General features: G+C 48.1%; 18 protein-coding genes and 1 riboswitch. Of the genes, 5 read left to right on the top strand and 13 right to left on the bottom strand.

The features are described from left to right. The 3 genes from C7460_RS05445 to tnpA all read right to left on the bottom strand — a co-directional run. The coding region (locus C7460_RS05445) for a transposase (protein ID WP_221409456.1) at positions 1-341 on the bottom strand (341 nt) is incomplete at its 3' end. 33 nt (positions 342-374) lie between these two features. Then, positions 375-725, bottom strand: a complete 351-nt coding sequence (gene tnpB / locus C7460_RS05440) for an IS66 family insertion sequence element accessory protein TnpB (protein ID WP_170147898.1) — start codon at positions 723-725, stop codon at positions 375-377. After that, positions 718-1,002 (bottom strand): IS66 family insertion sequence element accessory protein TnpA, encoded by a 285-nt coding sequence (gene tnpA, locus C7460_RS23480; RefSeq protein WP_147302863.1) that lies wholly within the window; start codon positions 1,000-1,002, stop codon positions 718-720. The genes tnpB and tnpA overlap by 8 nt, the downstream gene beginning before the upstream one ends. Before the next feature lie 102 nt (positions 1,003-1,104). On the opposite strand from tnpA, the gene C7460_RS23475 reads away from it, so the two are divergent. Further along, positions 1,105-1,389, top strand: a complete 285-nt coding sequence (locus C7460_RS23475) for a hypothetical protein (protein ID WP_147302862.1) — start codon at positions 1,105-1,107, stop codon at positions 1,387-1,389. Here the strand turns inward: C7460_RS23475 and C7460_RS05430 are convergent. Beyond that, positions 1,378-2,037: an imm11 family protein gene (locus C7460_RS05430; protein WP_115867063.1), complete on the bottom strand. Its 660-nt coding sequence runs from the start codon at positions 2,035-2,037 to the stop codon at positions 1,378-1,380. The genes C7460_RS23475 and C7460_RS05430 overlap by 12 nt on opposite strands. 109 nt (positions 2,038-2,146) lie before the next feature. On the opposite strand from C7460_RS05430, the gene C7460_RS05425 reads away from it, so the two are divergent. Next, positions 2,147-3,508, top strand: coding sequence for a hypothetical protein (locus C7460_RS05425; RefSeq protein ID WP_115867062.1), 1,362 nt, complete (start codon positions 2,147-2,149; stop codon positions 3,506-3,508). 3 nt (positions 3,509-3,511) lie between these two features. Then, complete coding sequence (locus C7460_RS05420) at positions 3,512-3,976, top strand: hypothetical protein (protein ID WP_115867061.1); 465 nt, start codon at positions 3,512-3,514, stop codon at positions 3,974-3,976. 191 nt (positions 3,977-4,167) lie between these two features. Here C7460_RS05420 and C7460_RS24510 read toward each other — a convergent pair whose 3' ends face one another. After that, positions 4,168-4,323 carry a rhodanese-like domain-containing protein gene (locus C7460_RS24510; RefSeq protein WP_394340425.1) on the bottom strand — a complete coding sequence of 52 codons (156 nt, stop codon included), beginning with the start codon at positions 4,321-4,323 and terminating at the stop codon, positions 4,168-4,170. Positions 4,324-4,334: 11 nt separating this feature from the next. Between C7460_RS24510 and C7460_RS05410 the strand changes: the two genes are divergently transcribed. Together C7460_RS05410 and C7460_RS05405 are read left to right on the top strand one after the other, a co-directional pair. Beyond that, positions 4,335-5,723 carry a hypothetical protein gene (locus C7460_RS05410; protein WP_115867060.1) on the top strand — a complete coding sequence of 463 codons (1,389 nt, stop codon included), beginning with the start codon at positions 4,335-4,337 and terminating at the stop codon, positions 5,721-5,723. Positions 5,724-5,725: 2 nt separating this feature from the next. Then, entirely contained in the window at positions 5,726-6,406 is a 681-nt protein-coding gene (locus C7460_RS05405; protein WP_115867059.1) for a hypothetical protein, read from the top strand. 135 nt (positions 6,407-6,541) lie between these two features. Here C7460_RS05405 and moeB read toward each other — a convergent pair whose 3' ends face one another. The 8 genes from moeB to thiS all read right to left on the bottom strand — a co-directional run bounded on the left by moeB (position 6,542) and on the right by thiS (position 14,087). After that, positions 6,542-7,603 (bottom strand): molybdopterin-synthase adenylyltransferase MoeB, encoded by a 1,062-nt coding sequence (gene moeB, locus C7460_RS05400; protein WP_115867058.1) that lies wholly within the window; start codon positions 7,601-7,603, stop codon positions 6,542-6,544. 495 nt (positions 7,604-8,098) lie between these two features. Then, a complete protein-coding gene (gene thiH / locus C7460_RS05395; protein WP_115867057.1) occupies positions 8,099-9,217 on the bottom strand; it encodes a 2-iminoacetate synthase ThiH in 1,119 nt (372 codons plus the stop codon). Then, a complete protein-coding gene (locus C7460_RS05390; protein ID WP_115867056.1) occupies positions 9,210-9,980 on the bottom strand; it encodes a thiazole synthase in 771 nt (256 codons plus the stop codon). Before C7460_RS05390 ends, thiH begins: the two co-directional genes overlap by 8 nt. Positions 9,981-10,013: 33 nt before the next feature. Then, positions 10,014-10,655 (bottom strand): thiamine phosphate synthase, encoded by a 642-nt coding sequence (locus tag C7460_RS05385; RefSeq protein WP_115867055.1) that lies wholly within the window; start codon positions 10,653-10,655, stop codon positions 10,014-10,016. Further along, the gene (locus C7460_RS05380) at positions 10,652-11,398 is read right to left on the bottom strand and encodes a hydroxymethylpyrimidine/phosphomethylpyrimidine kinase (protein ID WP_115867054.1); all 747 of its coding nucleotides are present in this window, start codon (positions 11,396-11,398) and stop codon (positions 10,652-10,654) included. The genes C7460_RS05385 and C7460_RS05380 overlap by 4 nt, the downstream gene beginning before the upstream one ends. Continuing rightward, on the bottom strand, positions 11,391-11,978 hold the full coding sequence (locus C7460_RS05375; protein ID WP_115867053.1) for a thiamine phosphate synthase: 588 nt from the start codon (positions 11,976-11,978) through the stop codon (positions 11,391-11,393). Before C7460_RS05375 ends, C7460_RS05380 begins: the two co-directional genes overlap by 8 nt. Before the next feature lie 13 nt (positions 11,979-11,991). Next, positions 11,992-13,863, bottom strand: a complete 1,872-nt coding sequence (gene thiC, locus C7460_RS05370; protein ID WP_115867052.1) for a phosphomethylpyrimidine synthase ThiC — start codon at positions 13,861-13,863, stop codon at positions 11,992-11,994. 17 nt (positions 13,864-13,880) lie between these two features. Continuing rightward, positions 13,881-14,087 carry a sulfur carrier protein ThiS gene (gene thiS, locus C7460_RS05365; RefSeq protein ID WP_115867051.1) on the bottom strand — a complete coding sequence of 69 codons (207 nt, stop codon included), beginning with the start codon at positions 14,085-14,087 and terminating at the stop codon, positions 13,881-13,883. A 70-nt stretch (positions 14,088-14,157) separates the two neighbouring features. Further along, positions 14,158-14,250: riboswitch (TPP riboswitch) on the bottom strand. Between the last annotated feature and the right edge of the window lie 43 nt (positions 14,251-14,293).

Raw genomic sequence — 14,293 nt, 5'->3', positions numbered from 1 at the left:
TCGGTGATCGCCTCTCCAAGCTTTTCGGCATTGTCCTGCTTATCCTCTGGCTCTAGTACTTCTTCCTCTCTAGGCAGGTGGGCAGGAAGTACCATACGAATGGGCTTCTTTTTGGCTTTCTTCTCCTTGGTATAGCTGATGGTTTGTTGCTCTGCTTCAGGTTCTATCTCGTTAGATTCAAGTCCAAAGTCCAGCTGTGATTGTGCAGTGTCAGAAGGGACAAAGCGTTCATTCTTCTTACCGAAAATGAGTTTCTTGAGTTGAGCCAACTCTTCCTTTAGATAAAGGAATTCTTCATACTCTTTTCGGGAGATTTGAACGGTATCTTTAGATGACTGCACGTGTGCAAATATTACATATAGCTCCCTTTAAACCTACTTTTTGAAGGAAAAATGCACACTTCTCCGCACACTTTTTAACTGTATGCCCTCAACGATTAGTATCAAGTCTGACCAATTTACCTGAGCGTGTTTGCCTGGCCTTTGATCAGGTAGTTCAAACTGGCCTTTCTCCAGTCGCTTATAGTAGAGGGTAAAGCCACCGCCTTCCCAGTGGAGTAGCTTGATTCTATTGCGCTGTTTGTTGATAAACACATAGACCGATCCGCTGAAAGGATCTTTATCCATTTGTGAGCGGACAAGCCCTGATAGGCTGTCAAAGCTCTTACGCATGTCGGTAGGCTCATTGTACAGGTAGTAACTATGTGAGGAGCCGAGGCTAAACATCCAGCTGAAGGAGCGTGCGTAGTTCTGAAAGTGAGGTGTCGTGTGGTAGCCGTATCTTGACACCATTGGGGTAAATTAGCTCAAGGCTCCTGCTCAAGTGGGGTTGAACCTCCACAAACCCTGGCTTCACAGCAGGCTGGGTCTTCCGATACTTGGCGTACCAGTAACTGAAGGTGGATGGCGCAATGTTGTGCCTCCGGCAAAAGGCTTTTCGCGACTCAGCACTGTTTTTCCACTGCTCTATGAGTGCAAACATATCTTCCTGGTTTCTTTGCATTGCTTTTTATGCAAAACTCAACACCTTATACCGCCTAGGCAATACGCTCAACACCGAAGGGATACCTTAATTCCTGTTCAGCTACTCAAGGAAAACGATATAGTGAAGAAAGCAGTAGAAGCAGGCTTTGACTTCAATGGAACTACCAATGGTTTAGCTATAGAGAAGTTTGTGAAGAAAACAGGAACTGGAAGACACGGTCCCCATCCTAAATACACTGATCAACTTAGGGGTCACTTGGATTGGTGGGCAAGACAGCCTGGTAATGCCAATTTTACTCCTGATGATGCTAAAACATATCTTGATGCGTTAGCAAATAACTTGAAGACAAAAATCAACACATCGTCTTTAAAGATTAATGACTTAGCATTAGGGTTACCCAAATAATACCGAATTATTGACTTCAAACGAGACACCTGACGGATTAACTGATTCAATAAGGTGTCTAGTTTTTTCATTGACGAAAATACCTATATTGATAGGGTTTGGCCAAATATCATAGTTAGGCTCTCTCATTACAATTTGTTCAGCGTAAATCATTTTGATCACACCAAGTTGCTTTTGTTTTTCACCCAAATCCTCATATGAGTTTATTGATATAGGTTCTATAACGGTTCCGAACTCAGTTATATTAAAATTAGTGTTTGGAAACTTTACAAAGTTTATTCCATCAGGCCAAACCAAGTGCATCCAGTAATAATCTGCAATGCCTCCTTTAAACTCGATTTTTGCCTTAAAAAATTTGCAAGGTACCGTGTTTGTTTTTTCAATTACTTTTTTCAGCTTATGATTAACTAGAAACCCATTGGCATTTATAGCCGCCTGACTCAGCATGTCAGTAAGCTTAGCCCCTTTGGCTAATTTGAATCGGATGTCCGGTTCGAAATCTGGGAATTCCCGGAAGTTGAGATTATGTACTGAGTTGGGAGCTTTAAAATCATAATCATCGTAACTCTCAGCAGCAGGGTACGCCTTGCCTGTTTCATCAGAATCCACAGCTGGTTTTAGGATGTAGTATTTTTCCGAGTTTTCCATGTCTTTATCTATGCTTCTGTGAAGATATTATATGCGCCGTAGAGGTCCAAAGTCAATTTTTACTAAAATATATTCTGTCAGGGATTATTAACTGTCAGCCGGCAGTGCCGTGCTGCTTCCAGCCATTACCGATGCCCTGGTCGCTGAGGGGCTCGAAATTACTTCCGCGCTAATAACCGAGAAAAGCGGAGAGTTTGTGGTGGGAGCCTCAGTAGATGGGAGCATCCAGCTGATTCTCCTGAATTATGACAATCCAGATCTCCGTCCGGCCGAAGCATGGGCGCAGCTAGATAAAGTGCAGATGACCCGATCCGGCGTGGAGGCCATGCTGGGCAAAGTGTACTTGGAAGCAGCGGTTTCATGTCTTGGAGATGCCATCTACTCAAATGGCAAAATGCGCACCTATCAGGAAGTGGTTTCCACACAAGGCGCTATCGACTGTGCTCTGGGCGCCATCACTGCCTTCGGGGCAGATGCAACAGCCAAAAAGCTGGGAACACGGGCTAAAGCGGTGATGATCAAAGTCAGAGATAGTCCCGAGCGATTCGTCAAGCTGCTGACAGACTTAAACTTCACCGACGACCAAATCCTGAGGCTGGGAGCCAGGTTTGGGGTGAGCAGCAAATCAGTGCGCTTTTATATCTTTAAGCTCCGAACTCGCTTGAAGTTAGCCGAACTTCAGAACAGCGATGCCTTGCTGAAAGACCTGGAGGCAGGAGACGAAGCGCTGGTCAAAGCATTCCAGGAGAATGTGGAGTTGGTGGATGCGTGGAAGGCGGTTAGGGATTTACCAGAATCAGTCCGAACAAATACCAGTAATCTTGAGAATCTGAATAAGGCTTTAAAGCAAGATGGGTATGGTGTAGACTATTTTGAAGACCTCTTGAAATCGAAGGAAAACCCTCAAAATTTCATAGATGACTATGTAAGCAAGATTGGTGACAATGGAAAGTTCGTAGATAATACTTTAGAGACAGACTACACCAGTTATATAGCCAGGAAAGCAAAGGAGGACAAGCCCCCAAGAGATCGGGCTGATTGGAACCATACGCGTGACTACATGTTAAATGATTCGCCTTTGGCGAGAGGCAACAACTTTAACCGTAAAGCATGGGAAAACGAGTGGTACCCGGCATGGGAAGTGCGGTTAGATAATGGAAAGTTCATTGATGGTTATAATCCGTTTACGAAAGAAATAGTATCGAGGAAAGCGACTGATCTAATAGATGTTAGTGAATCTACATTTCGTGGCTATTTAGATGAGTTAGTTAGAAAGTATGCTCCACCTAAAAAAATTACCACAAAGAAGCAGGGAGCAATTTATGATCAGCTTAGAGCGAACCCAGATTTACCATTAGATTCTAAATTGATATTGGAAATTCCTGAATCCAATAAGTCATTTTACGATATTGAAAGATATACTCAGATTGCATCAGAGAAAGGGGTCTTAATAAAATTTGCACCTGAATAGCCTATGAATAAAACAGAAATGCTTCAGCCTTTGGTTGAACAATCACTTACTGATATCAACTTCATTGATCGCTACAGGGAGATATCTGATGAGTTTTCGATTAAAGATGAATCTTACAATTATGAAAAATCAGATGTAGTGAATATTCTTAATGAATTAGGAGTAGTCGTAAATCTATATGAAGGTGATCAGTATTTTGCAGATTTTGAAACTATTGATGATTATCAGTTCAGGTTTGGTTTAACAATAAAGTTCAATATTGTTGAGTTTGACCTTACAGTGAAAAACGAATCCTTAAGTATAAAATCTGGGGGATCATGGGGGCTGTTAGTTCAATTAATGACTGATTGGAGAGAAAACGTCAAGAAACCCGGATTTGGTAATCATGAGCAGTTAAAATCACTTCTGACAATGGCTGTTATTCTTTATGAAGATATCAAAAAGGAGTTATTGTCCTCCCAGGCATAGGGGCTTATTTATTGCAATTGACAATTCAGTTAGATGAAGACGATTGCTGTAATGCACTATGACTACTGAGATTGATTTTGCTTGACGGACTAATTCTAGGCAAAATCCCAGTAGATAAGATTACATGATTTCAACCTAGGCCTTTGACCCTAAATCAAGAGAGCATGAAGGCATTGATCTAATTCTGAAATTTATATTTGCTTAACCCCCTCAATCCCTCCTTTCACACTCCAGACCCTGGCAAAGCCGTGATCCAGCAATAGCTGGGCGCCAATGGCGCTGCGCTTCCCGCTTTGGCAGATAACTACCGTGTCTTTAGAGGAGAGCCAATTTAGCTGCCCAACCAGCCGGCAGTGCCGTGCTGCTTCCAGCCATTACCGATGCCCTGGTAGCTGAGGGGCTGGAGATTTCATCTGCCCGCATTGCTGAGAAAAGCGGGGAGTTTGTGGTAGGAGCCTCAGTAGATGGGAGCATCCAGCTGATTCTCCTGTATTATGACAACCCCGACCTCCGTCCGGCCGCAGCGTGGGCTCAGCTAGACAAAGTGCAGATGACCCGATCAGGGGTGGAGGCCATGTTGGGCAAAGTGTTCCTGGAAGCTGCGGTTTCGTGCCTGGGAGATGCCATCTACTCCAACGGCAAAATGCGCACCTATCAGGAAGTAGTTTCCACCCAGGGCGCTATCGACTGTGCACTGGGCGCCATCACAGCCTTCGGGGCAGATGCAGCAGCGAAAAAGCTGGGAGCGCGGGCCAAAGCGGTGATGAACAAAGTCAGGGACAGTCCCGAGCGATTCGTCAAGCTGCTGACAGACTTAAACTTTACCGACGACCAAATCCTGAGGCTGGGAGCCAGGTTTGGAGTGAGCAGCAAATCAGTGCGCTTTTATATCTTTAAGCTCCGAAATCGCTTGAAGTTAGCCGAACTTCCCAATAGCGATGCCTTACTGAAAGACCTGGAGGCAGGCGACGAAGCACTGGTCAAAGCATTCCAGGAGAATGTGGAATTGGTGGATGCGTGGAAGGCGGTTGGAAAACACGCTGATTTACGAACAAACACCAAGTTTTTAGAGAACATATCAGGCTACAGTGATGATCTGTTAAAGCAACTGGATGATGATTTGCTGAATTCGAAATACAGTCCTTCCGACCTGTTTAAAGAAAGTCCTGATGATGTTACCAATGTTTGGAAGAAACTAAAAGAGAATCCGTATTGGGCTAGTGATTTTGCAAAAGAAACAACTGATGCCAGGTGGTTAAAGTGGAAGGATAGAGAGTTCTTCAAAACTGTAACTAAAGCTGGGAAAGATTTTGAAGAGTATGTGGTTCAAAACCTTGGAACTCTTCGATCTAAGGTTTTAAATAAATACCCCAACCTAGATATTAACGATTATGAGGTATTCACACAGGTACAAATGAAAACAGGTGTGGGAGATGAGTATTTTGTTGCCGACCTGGTATTGGTAAAAAAGAATACAGATGAGTTTGGGCAAATAATTTTAGATAAGAACAACGTTGTGGTATTGGAATCGAAACTGAGTTCAAGGACAATTCTCACCACGCCGCAAGGTAACGCATTAACTAAAGTAAAATCTAGTGAGAATACTTTTGATGTTAGAAGCGTGTCAAAGCAAAGTTCAGGAGGGTTTTCAATAGGTAATTCTGATAATTTGAAGGTAGACGATTTTATTAAAGTTTCAAGCGATGGTCAAGGTGGTGTAATTGACGATATAGTATCATTAAAATAGATATGATTGATAGCAAGATGTTTTCAAGTGAAGTAGAAGAATCCTTTAAGTGGTTAACGGATTTAGACTTTCAATTTAGGCAGTTAGATACCAATATCGTTTTTGAACGAATTAAATCTGATGAAGCTTTTGCTATAGGTTTTTCATGGTCAGAATATAACCGCATTCATTTATATGGATTGACAGCATATAAGCGCTTTAATTCGATTGAAAATATCATCCACGTGGCAACAGAAAAACCAGTTGATTATACAATTAAGCATCATTGGAAAGGGGATGTTCCAGATGAGCTAGAAAGGATTAGTGATCAATCCCATCCTGCGACTAATTCTTTTTTCCTCGAAAATAAATCTCAGGTAGAGGTGTTTTCAGATATGGTAAAGAATTTCTTACATCATGAGGCGAATGATTTTTTCGAACAGTTTGAGACTATTCACGATGTGCTTAAATGGTTGAAAGCACATGAGGTAAAACAACACGCTGAACTATTGGTTCAAAACAACAATACGGGGATGTTGCGAAAATTGATTTTAATGAAAGAAGGCCATTGTGAGGACTTTGAAGATTTATTTCAACGATATGTTGGCTTTTTGAAGGAAAAATATGCCACAAAAGAAAGTCCGTATTCTGAGATGTATGAGGTTTTTTCGAAATTGGATGATTACTTTATCCACCCAGATTAAGCCTACCTAGTTTCGCATATCTAAGCACAGCATCAAGATGATATAAAATGCGCACTCCGGAAAAAAATAATTTTGAAAGATCGCGTCTATCCTTTCACTGCTACACTTCTACCCTAACGTGACTTTAAACCTGACTCAACCAACCCCCTCAATCCCTCCTTTCACACTCCAGACCCTGGCAAAGCCATGATCCAGCAATTGCTGGGCGCCAATGGCGCTGCGCTTGCCACTTTGGCAGATCACTACGGTGTCTTTAGACGGATCGAGTTCTCCCAGGCGGGCTTCTAGTTGGCCAAGGGGGATAAACATTCCGCCCATATTGAAGGCAGCTACTTCGCCGGGTTCGCGTACGTCCACCAGTACTGCTCCAGCCTCCAGTTTGGACTGCAGTTCCTCCCCAGAGATTTCGGGCACGCTGGCTTTCACGCCACAGAAAGCCTCATAGTCAGTGAGCTCCGTGAGCTTTCGATTGGCAGGATTAAGGGCTATGCTAATGCTCATTTGGGTATTATCCAGCGTGTTGATCATCAGCAGTTCGCCGGAGCGTACGGTGCCCAGACCCGTAATAAGCTTGATGGCTTCCAGTGCCTGGTACGTCCCAATCAGGCCGGGCAGCACCCCGATCACGCCTATTTCCGCACAGCTGGGCACAGAGCCTGGAGCGGGAGGCTCGGGAAACAAGCACCGATATGTAGGGCCACCGGCGTGGTTAAACACACAAACCTGCCCTTCAAATTTCGTAATGGCCCCATACACAAACGGCAGGTCCAACAGCACACAAGCATCATTGATCAGGTACCGGGTAGGAAAATTGTCCGTCCCATCGATCACCACCTCATAGTCGGGTAGGAGCTCTAGCGCATTGTCTGTGGTTAAGTTTTCGGTGTGAATGTCAAACTGTACATGTGGGTTGTTGGCCTCCAGGCGTTTGGCCGCAGCCTCTGCTTTGTACTCCCCAATGTCCTCTTGCGTGTAAAGCACCTGGCGGTGCAGGTTACTAGCCGCCACCCGGTCGCCATCCACTATGCCAATGGTGCCCACACCAGCTGCAGCTAGGTATTGCAGCGCCGGACAGCCAAGTCCACCGGCACCTATTACCAGCACGCGGGCATCTTTGAGCAGTTGCTGCTTTTCGGCGCCCCAGCCGGGGAGGATCATTTGTCGGTTATAGTGTGCTTTTTCGCTTTCGCTAAACATGAGGATGTGGGTTTAGTAAACAATAATAGAAGTCAAGCAATATTTCAGAGGAAATGAGTGTAAAAGTAAGGTTCCTTGTATTGATTGGATTTTGGCGGAGCTATAGCCAGAGATTGGTTGAGTCAGTAAGTGCTTTATCTACTTTTTCTTGCGGCCGGCCAGGCGATAAAAAAGGCTACGCGCCCCGGCAGCAAAAATCAAGGGCAGAGTTCATTTTTTAACGCTTTTTCAAAAGAAAATCAGCAAATAAATAAACTCGCATGTTCAATTTCGGATAGAATTTATATTCATGCCAAAGCTCAAACAATATTTATTTGTTACCTGATTTCCTTCTGAAAAACCTAAAATGAACTAAGGCCCGTCCTCTGAATAAACATATTTCTTTCCAGTAATTTCGGGTTATCAAAAATAGCTGCTCAGTAGCGCAAACCATTTCTTTTAAGGGCAACTGTCTGTTTTATCCAATAGTCCTGTGATGAAAACCGGATGCACAACTTAAGCGTGCTCCAGGGCCGAGTCCCAATCTTTCCATACCGGCTCATAGCCGCTGCCTTGTATCAAGTTCGCAATCTGCTCTGGGCTACGCTCATCGGAGATTTCAAACTGCTCCAACGACTCAGGCTCCACAGCATAGCCACCAGGATTGGTCTTGGAGCCCGCACTCATGCTCGTCACGCCCAACTTAAAGGCGTGATCTCTAAAGTGAGGGGTCTCACGCGTAGAAAGCGAAAGCTCCACATCCCGATTAAACAGGCGATAACTTGTGATCAGCTGTACCAACTCCCTGTCGTTCATCTCCACTTTGGGGGCTAGCCCTCCAGAGAAAGGCCGCAGACGCGGAAAAGAGATGCTGTATTTCGTTTTCCAATAGGTCTGCTCCAAATAGCGGAGGTGTAGCGCCACAAAAAAGCTATCTACACGCCAGTCTTCCAGCCCGATCAACACACCAAGGCCCATTTTGTGGACACCCGCACGCCCCAGGCGGTCAGGCGTATCCAGGCGGTAGTAGAAGTTGGACTTCTTTCCTTTCGGGTGATGCTTTTTATAATCTGCCTGGTGGTAGGTCTCCTGATACACCAGCACAGCATGTAGCCCCAGCGGAATCAGTTCGCGGTAGTCGACTTCATCAAGTGGCTGTACTTCCATGCTCACATTGTCGAAGTGTGGGCGGATTTGCTCCAAAGCTTTTTTGAAATAATCCACTCCTACGGTGACATTGGCCTCCCCGGTGACGAGCAGCACATGGCGAAAGCCCATGGCCTTGATGGTGGCTACTTCCCGGTCGATCTCTGCGGGGGTTAGGGTCTTACGTCGGATCTTGTTGTCCAGGCTAAAGCCGCAATAGGTGCAGATGTTTTGGCATTCGTTGGAGAGGTACATCGGTGCAAACAGCTGCATGGTGTTGCCAAAGCGCTGGAGTGTGGCCTCATGGCTCTGGCGGGCCATCTCTTCCAGATAGGGAGCGGCGGCTGGTGATACCAGCGCTTTAAAATCTTCCAGATCGCGAACCTCTTTGCGCAAAGCCACCTCCACATCGAGCGCACGCTTGCCATAGATCTCGTCATGCACGCGATCCCACTGATACTGCTCAAAGACGTCTCGAAAACTACGCATCGAGGAAAGCGGTTAGTGGACTACTTGCTTCGGCTGTGGTGGACACTTTGCCCAGCTGGGCCTCAAAGGCCATGCGTCCACACTCCACGGCCATCTTAAAAGCGGCAGCCATGGCTACAGGATCTCCAGATACCGCGATGGCCGTATTGACCAGGCATGCATCTGCACCCAGCTCCATGGCCAGGGCAGCATCGGATGGAGCGCCGATCCCGGCATCTACTACCACCGGCACCTTACTCTGCTCGATGATGATCTCCAGAAAGTCTCGCGTTTTCAGTCCTTTGTTGCTGCCTATGGGTGCGCCCAAAGGCATGACTACCGCTGCTCCAGCGTCTTCCAGCCGCTTGCACAGCACCGGGTCTGCATGGATGTAGGGCATCACTACAAAGCCTTTTTTGGCCAAAGCCTCTGTAGCTTCCAGAGTTTCTATAGGGTCGGGCAGGAGGTACTTAGGGTCAGGATGTACCTCCAACTTCACCCAGTTGGTTTCCAGGGCTTCACGTGCCAGTTCCGAGGCGAACACCGCTTCTTTGGCGGTACGCACACCCGACGTGTTGGGCAGTAGGTTGACGCCCGGTAAGTCCAGCGCGCTGAGCATGGCGTCTTGCTCTCCGTCCATGTCCACACGCTTGAGGGCTACGGTCACCAGTTCCGAGGCTGAGGCCGCCACGGCCTGGCCCATCAGCGCTGTAGTGCTAAATTTTCCCGTACCGAGAAAAAGGCGCGAGTCGAAGGTCTTGTCTGCTATGGTTAATTTTTTCATTGCTGTAAAGTTTTTAATCCTTTTAGGAGCGTGTTAAGCGGGCTTTGCCAGTGGCTGCAATGCCTCGTATAGCTGCTGTATGACCAGCGCCGGGTCACTGGCACTATTGATCACAGAAGCTACGGCCACCCCATGCAGCCCGGTACTTCGCAGGGCAGATACATCTTCAGGTAATACACCACCAATACCGATAATGGGTACGTGGTGTCCTTGAGTTTGCAGCTGACCGATGAGCTGCTGGTAGCCGTCCAGTCCGAGGATGGGGCTAAGCTTTTCCTTGGTTTTGGTAAACCGAAAAGGTCCTAACCCTACATAATCCACACCCTTGGCGATCAGGCTCACCACATCGTCATAGGTATTGGCCGTGCCGCCAATGATTTTATCACCCAAAATGCGGCGAGCTTCTGCTGGGTCCATGTCTTCTTTGCCCAGGTGTACTCCATCGGCATTTACAGCTTTGGCTACTGCCACATGGTCATTGATGAGCAGAGTAGCCCCAAAAGCGGCCGTCACCTGGCGGGTGAGTTGTGCCTGCTCCAGGAGGGTTTGTTCCGTAGCATTTTTGATGCGAAGCTGTACCCAGCGGACACCAGCTTTGCAGGCGCGCTCGGCCATGGCTGCATGGCTTTCCCCGTTGAGGCCTTCCTGCGTGATATAGTGTAGTCGGTCGATCATGAGACTAAGTGGTGTTTGCCCAAAGGCGTTTCAGATGCTTTTATCAGTTCGTATACATAGTTTTTCGCATGCGCGAAAGCTGTGATCAGGTTCTTGCCTTTGGCGATCCCTGCCGCCAAAGCAGATGCAAACACACAGCCGGATCCGTGCAGGCTTTTGCCTTCCAGGCGCTCCCCGCTGAGCTCATGGATCAGTGTGCCATTGTGGTAGAGCCGGTCTACGGGCTCACCTTCGTGGTGACCACCCTTTAGCAAAAGGTGTGGGCCATGAAGGAGTGTGAGCTGCTCTAGTCCCAGTACGGTAGCCAGTTGCCGACTCTCCGGCAGGTTGGGAGTGAGCACTCCTACGCGCGACAGTGCGCTGCGAAGCACCTCGCCATCCAGCTCATTGTGAAAAGTCCATCCCGCGGAGGCACTCAGCACCGGGTCCCATATCACTGGAGTGTTGGGTAGCTGCTGCTGGAGGTACTTCAGCAGTGCATCCAAAACTTCCAGGTCCTGAATCAGCCCTATTTTGATGGCACTGATGCTATGTCCCTTGCCCAGAAGTGGTGCCAGCTGACGAATTAGTTGCTCGGGTGCGACCCATTCCAGCCCTTCAAAGGCAGACTCATTTTGATACGTAATCGCCGTAGTGACTCCAAAGCCATTCACCCCAAACTGGTGCAGTGTTTTGATGTCGGCCAGTAGGCCGGCACCCCCGCTGGGGTCCATACCACCGATGCACAGTACATTTTCAGACATAGGCCATCAGTTCTTCGTAAATCGCCAGCCGCCGGGCAGTGGTAGGCTGCTGCCAAAGGGCTCCCAGCACGGCCACACCGTCAAACCCCAGCTCACAGACCTCTGCCATGTGCTCAGGTGTAACACCCCCGAGGGCATAGACCGGCATTTTTTGACGCAAGTCCGGAAGCTGTGCCTTGAGTGCTGCTTTGTCAAAAGCTGACGCATATCCCGGTTTGGATAAGCTATCGAAAATAGGACTAAGCAGCGCATAGTCCAGTTTTAGCTGACAGCTTCGAATGTCCTCCAGCGTGTGGAAAGATTTGGAGAGTCTGCCTTCCCATTGGCCAAAGCCATTGAGCGGCTGCTGGCTCTGGAGGTGGATGCCTCCAAGTCCGTAGGTCTCAGCTAAATATCCACATCCATGTATGGAAATGCGCTTGCGGGTAGCTTTCGGAATGATCTCCAGGTATTGCGAGAGCTCCCCTTCAGACCAACCGGGTTTGCGTACGTGCAAATAAGCGCCCTGACCGAGCAAAGCCAGCACAGTGTCCAGCTCGTCGGCTACAGGGCGCTCATCGGTGATTACTATGACTTTCAAATTCTCGAAAACGTTATTGCTCCAGGTAGATTTCGCTTCCTTTTTGCTTGAACTCTTCGGCCTTTTGTTTCATGCCTTCAGTGAGAGCTTCCGCTTCGTTGAGTTCTTTATTGGCTGCATACTCACGCACATCCTGTGTGATTTTCATGGAGCAGAAATTTGGTCCACACATGCTGCAGAAGTGTGCCACCTTGGCGCCTTCTGCTGGCAGGGTTTCGTCGTGGTATTCTGCTGCGGTGTCCGGGTCCAGCGACAGGTTAAACTGGTCTTGCCAGCGGAACTCAAAGCGTGCCTTGCTAAGCGCATTGTCGCGGTACTGTGCCCCTGGATGGCCTTTTGCCAGATCAGCGGCGTGCGCAGCGATTTTATAAGTGATCACCCCATCTTTTACATCCTTCTTGTTGGGTAGGCCCAAATGCTCCTTAGGTGTCACGTAGCAGAGCATGGCACATCCGTACCAGCCGATCATTGCTGCACCGATGCCAGAGGTAATGTGGTCGTAGCCAGGGGCAATGTCTGTGGTGAGTGGCCCGAGGGTGTAGAAAGGCGCTTCGTCGCACGCTTCCAGTTGTTTTTCCATGTTTTCCTTGATCATGTGCATGGGTACATGACCGGGCCCTTCGATCATTACCTGTACGTCGTGCTTCCACGCGATTTTGGTAAGCTCACCGAGGGTTTCCAGTTCGGCAAACTGTGCGGCATCATTGGCATCTGCCAGGGATCCCGGCCGCAGGCCGTCACCTAGTGAGAAGGACACGTCGTAAGCTTTCATGATTTCGCAGATCTCCTCAAAATGCGTGTACAGGAAGCTTTCCTTGTGATGCGCCAGACACCACTTGGCCATGATAGAGCCACCACGGGACACGATGCCCGTCACTCGCTTAGCGGTGAGCGGCACGTACTGCAGACGCACTCCGGCATGGATGGTAAAGTAGTCTACGCCCTGCTCTGCCTGCTCGATGAGTGTGTCGCGGAAGATTTCCCAGGTGAGGTCTTCAGCTTTTCCATTTACTTTTTCTAGTGCCTGATAGATCGGCACGGTGCCAATCGGCACTGGAGAGTTTCTAAGGATCCACTCGCGGGTTTCGTGGATGTTTTTGCCGGTAGAAAGGTCCATGATGGTGTCTGCACCCCAGTGGCAGGCCCATACGGCTTTTTCTACTTCCTCTTCGATGCTGGAGGTCACCACCGAGTTGCCAATGTTGGCGTTGATCTTTACCAGGAAGTTGCGGCCAATGATCATGGGCTCCGTCTCCGGGTGGTTGATGTTGGCAGGAATGATGGCCCGGCCTTTGGCGATTTCATCACGCACAAACTCGGGAGTGATCTTTTCTTTCGGTGTGTTGGCCCCAAAGCTTTCACCCGGATGCTGCTCGTTGAGGTGGTTCCACTCCTCTATTTTTTGGTTTTCGCGAATAGCGATGTATTCCATCTCAGGAGTAATGATCCCCTTGCGTGCATAGTGCAGCTGGGTCACGTTTTGTCCGGCTTTCGCTTTTCGGGGCTGCTCCAGGTACGAAAAGCGCAGGTCATCCAGAGCAGAGTCATTAAGGCGCTGCTTACCGTACTCAGAGGTGATGCCCTCCAGTTTTTCGGTATCGCCGCGTTCTTCTATCCAGGCTTCACGTAACTTGGGTAGCCCTTTGCGCACATCGATCTCCACATTAGGGTCTGTATAAGGTCCGCTGGTATCGTAGACGGTTACCGGCGGGTTTTTCTCGGCAGGAGTATCTGGTCGAAATTTGATCTGTGTGTCCGCCAGCGAGATTTCGCGCATAGCTACCTTGATGTCATGCAGCTTGCCGGATACATAGACTTTTTTGGAATTGGGAAACGGATCGCGTGTGATGGATTCCGCACCGGGAATTTTGTCAGTTTTGCTCATAGTTTGAATCGATTTGCTCAGCCACCCTGTGTAGCTGTGATGATCAGTATTTGGTCATTGGGCTGGATGGACTGCTCTTCCCACAACGTGCGAGGTACGATCTGCTGGTTGACAGCCACGGCAATGCCTTTGGTCTGATGAATGCCTTTGAGCGCCAAAGCTCCCAAAAGGGTGAGCTGCGCTTCGTTTACCGTAAGTTTTTCGTTGTTGATGGTGAAGTCCATACATCCATTGGTTTAGATTTCCGGCACTTCAGAGGGTTTCTATACCCGGGGGAGGGAGCACTCAGATGGTGAGCGCATCGCAACTTTTCCCTTCGCCCGCATTACCGGGATCAGGTTCCAAGGGTATTTCTCAGTCTGTCGCCAGACACCCCTAAAGTGTAGCGCAAGGATACAAAATTTTGATCAGAACGTAAAAAGCGATACCT

Source organism: Marinoscillum furvescens DSM 4134, assembly GCF_003386095.1.
Taxonomy (GTDB): Bacteria; Bacteroidota; Bacteroidia; order Cytophagales; family Cyclobacteriaceae; genus Marinoscillum; species Marinoscillum furvescens.
Note: the sequence above shows the minus strand (reverse complement) of the source record. Positions and strands in the feature narration are given on the sequence as shown.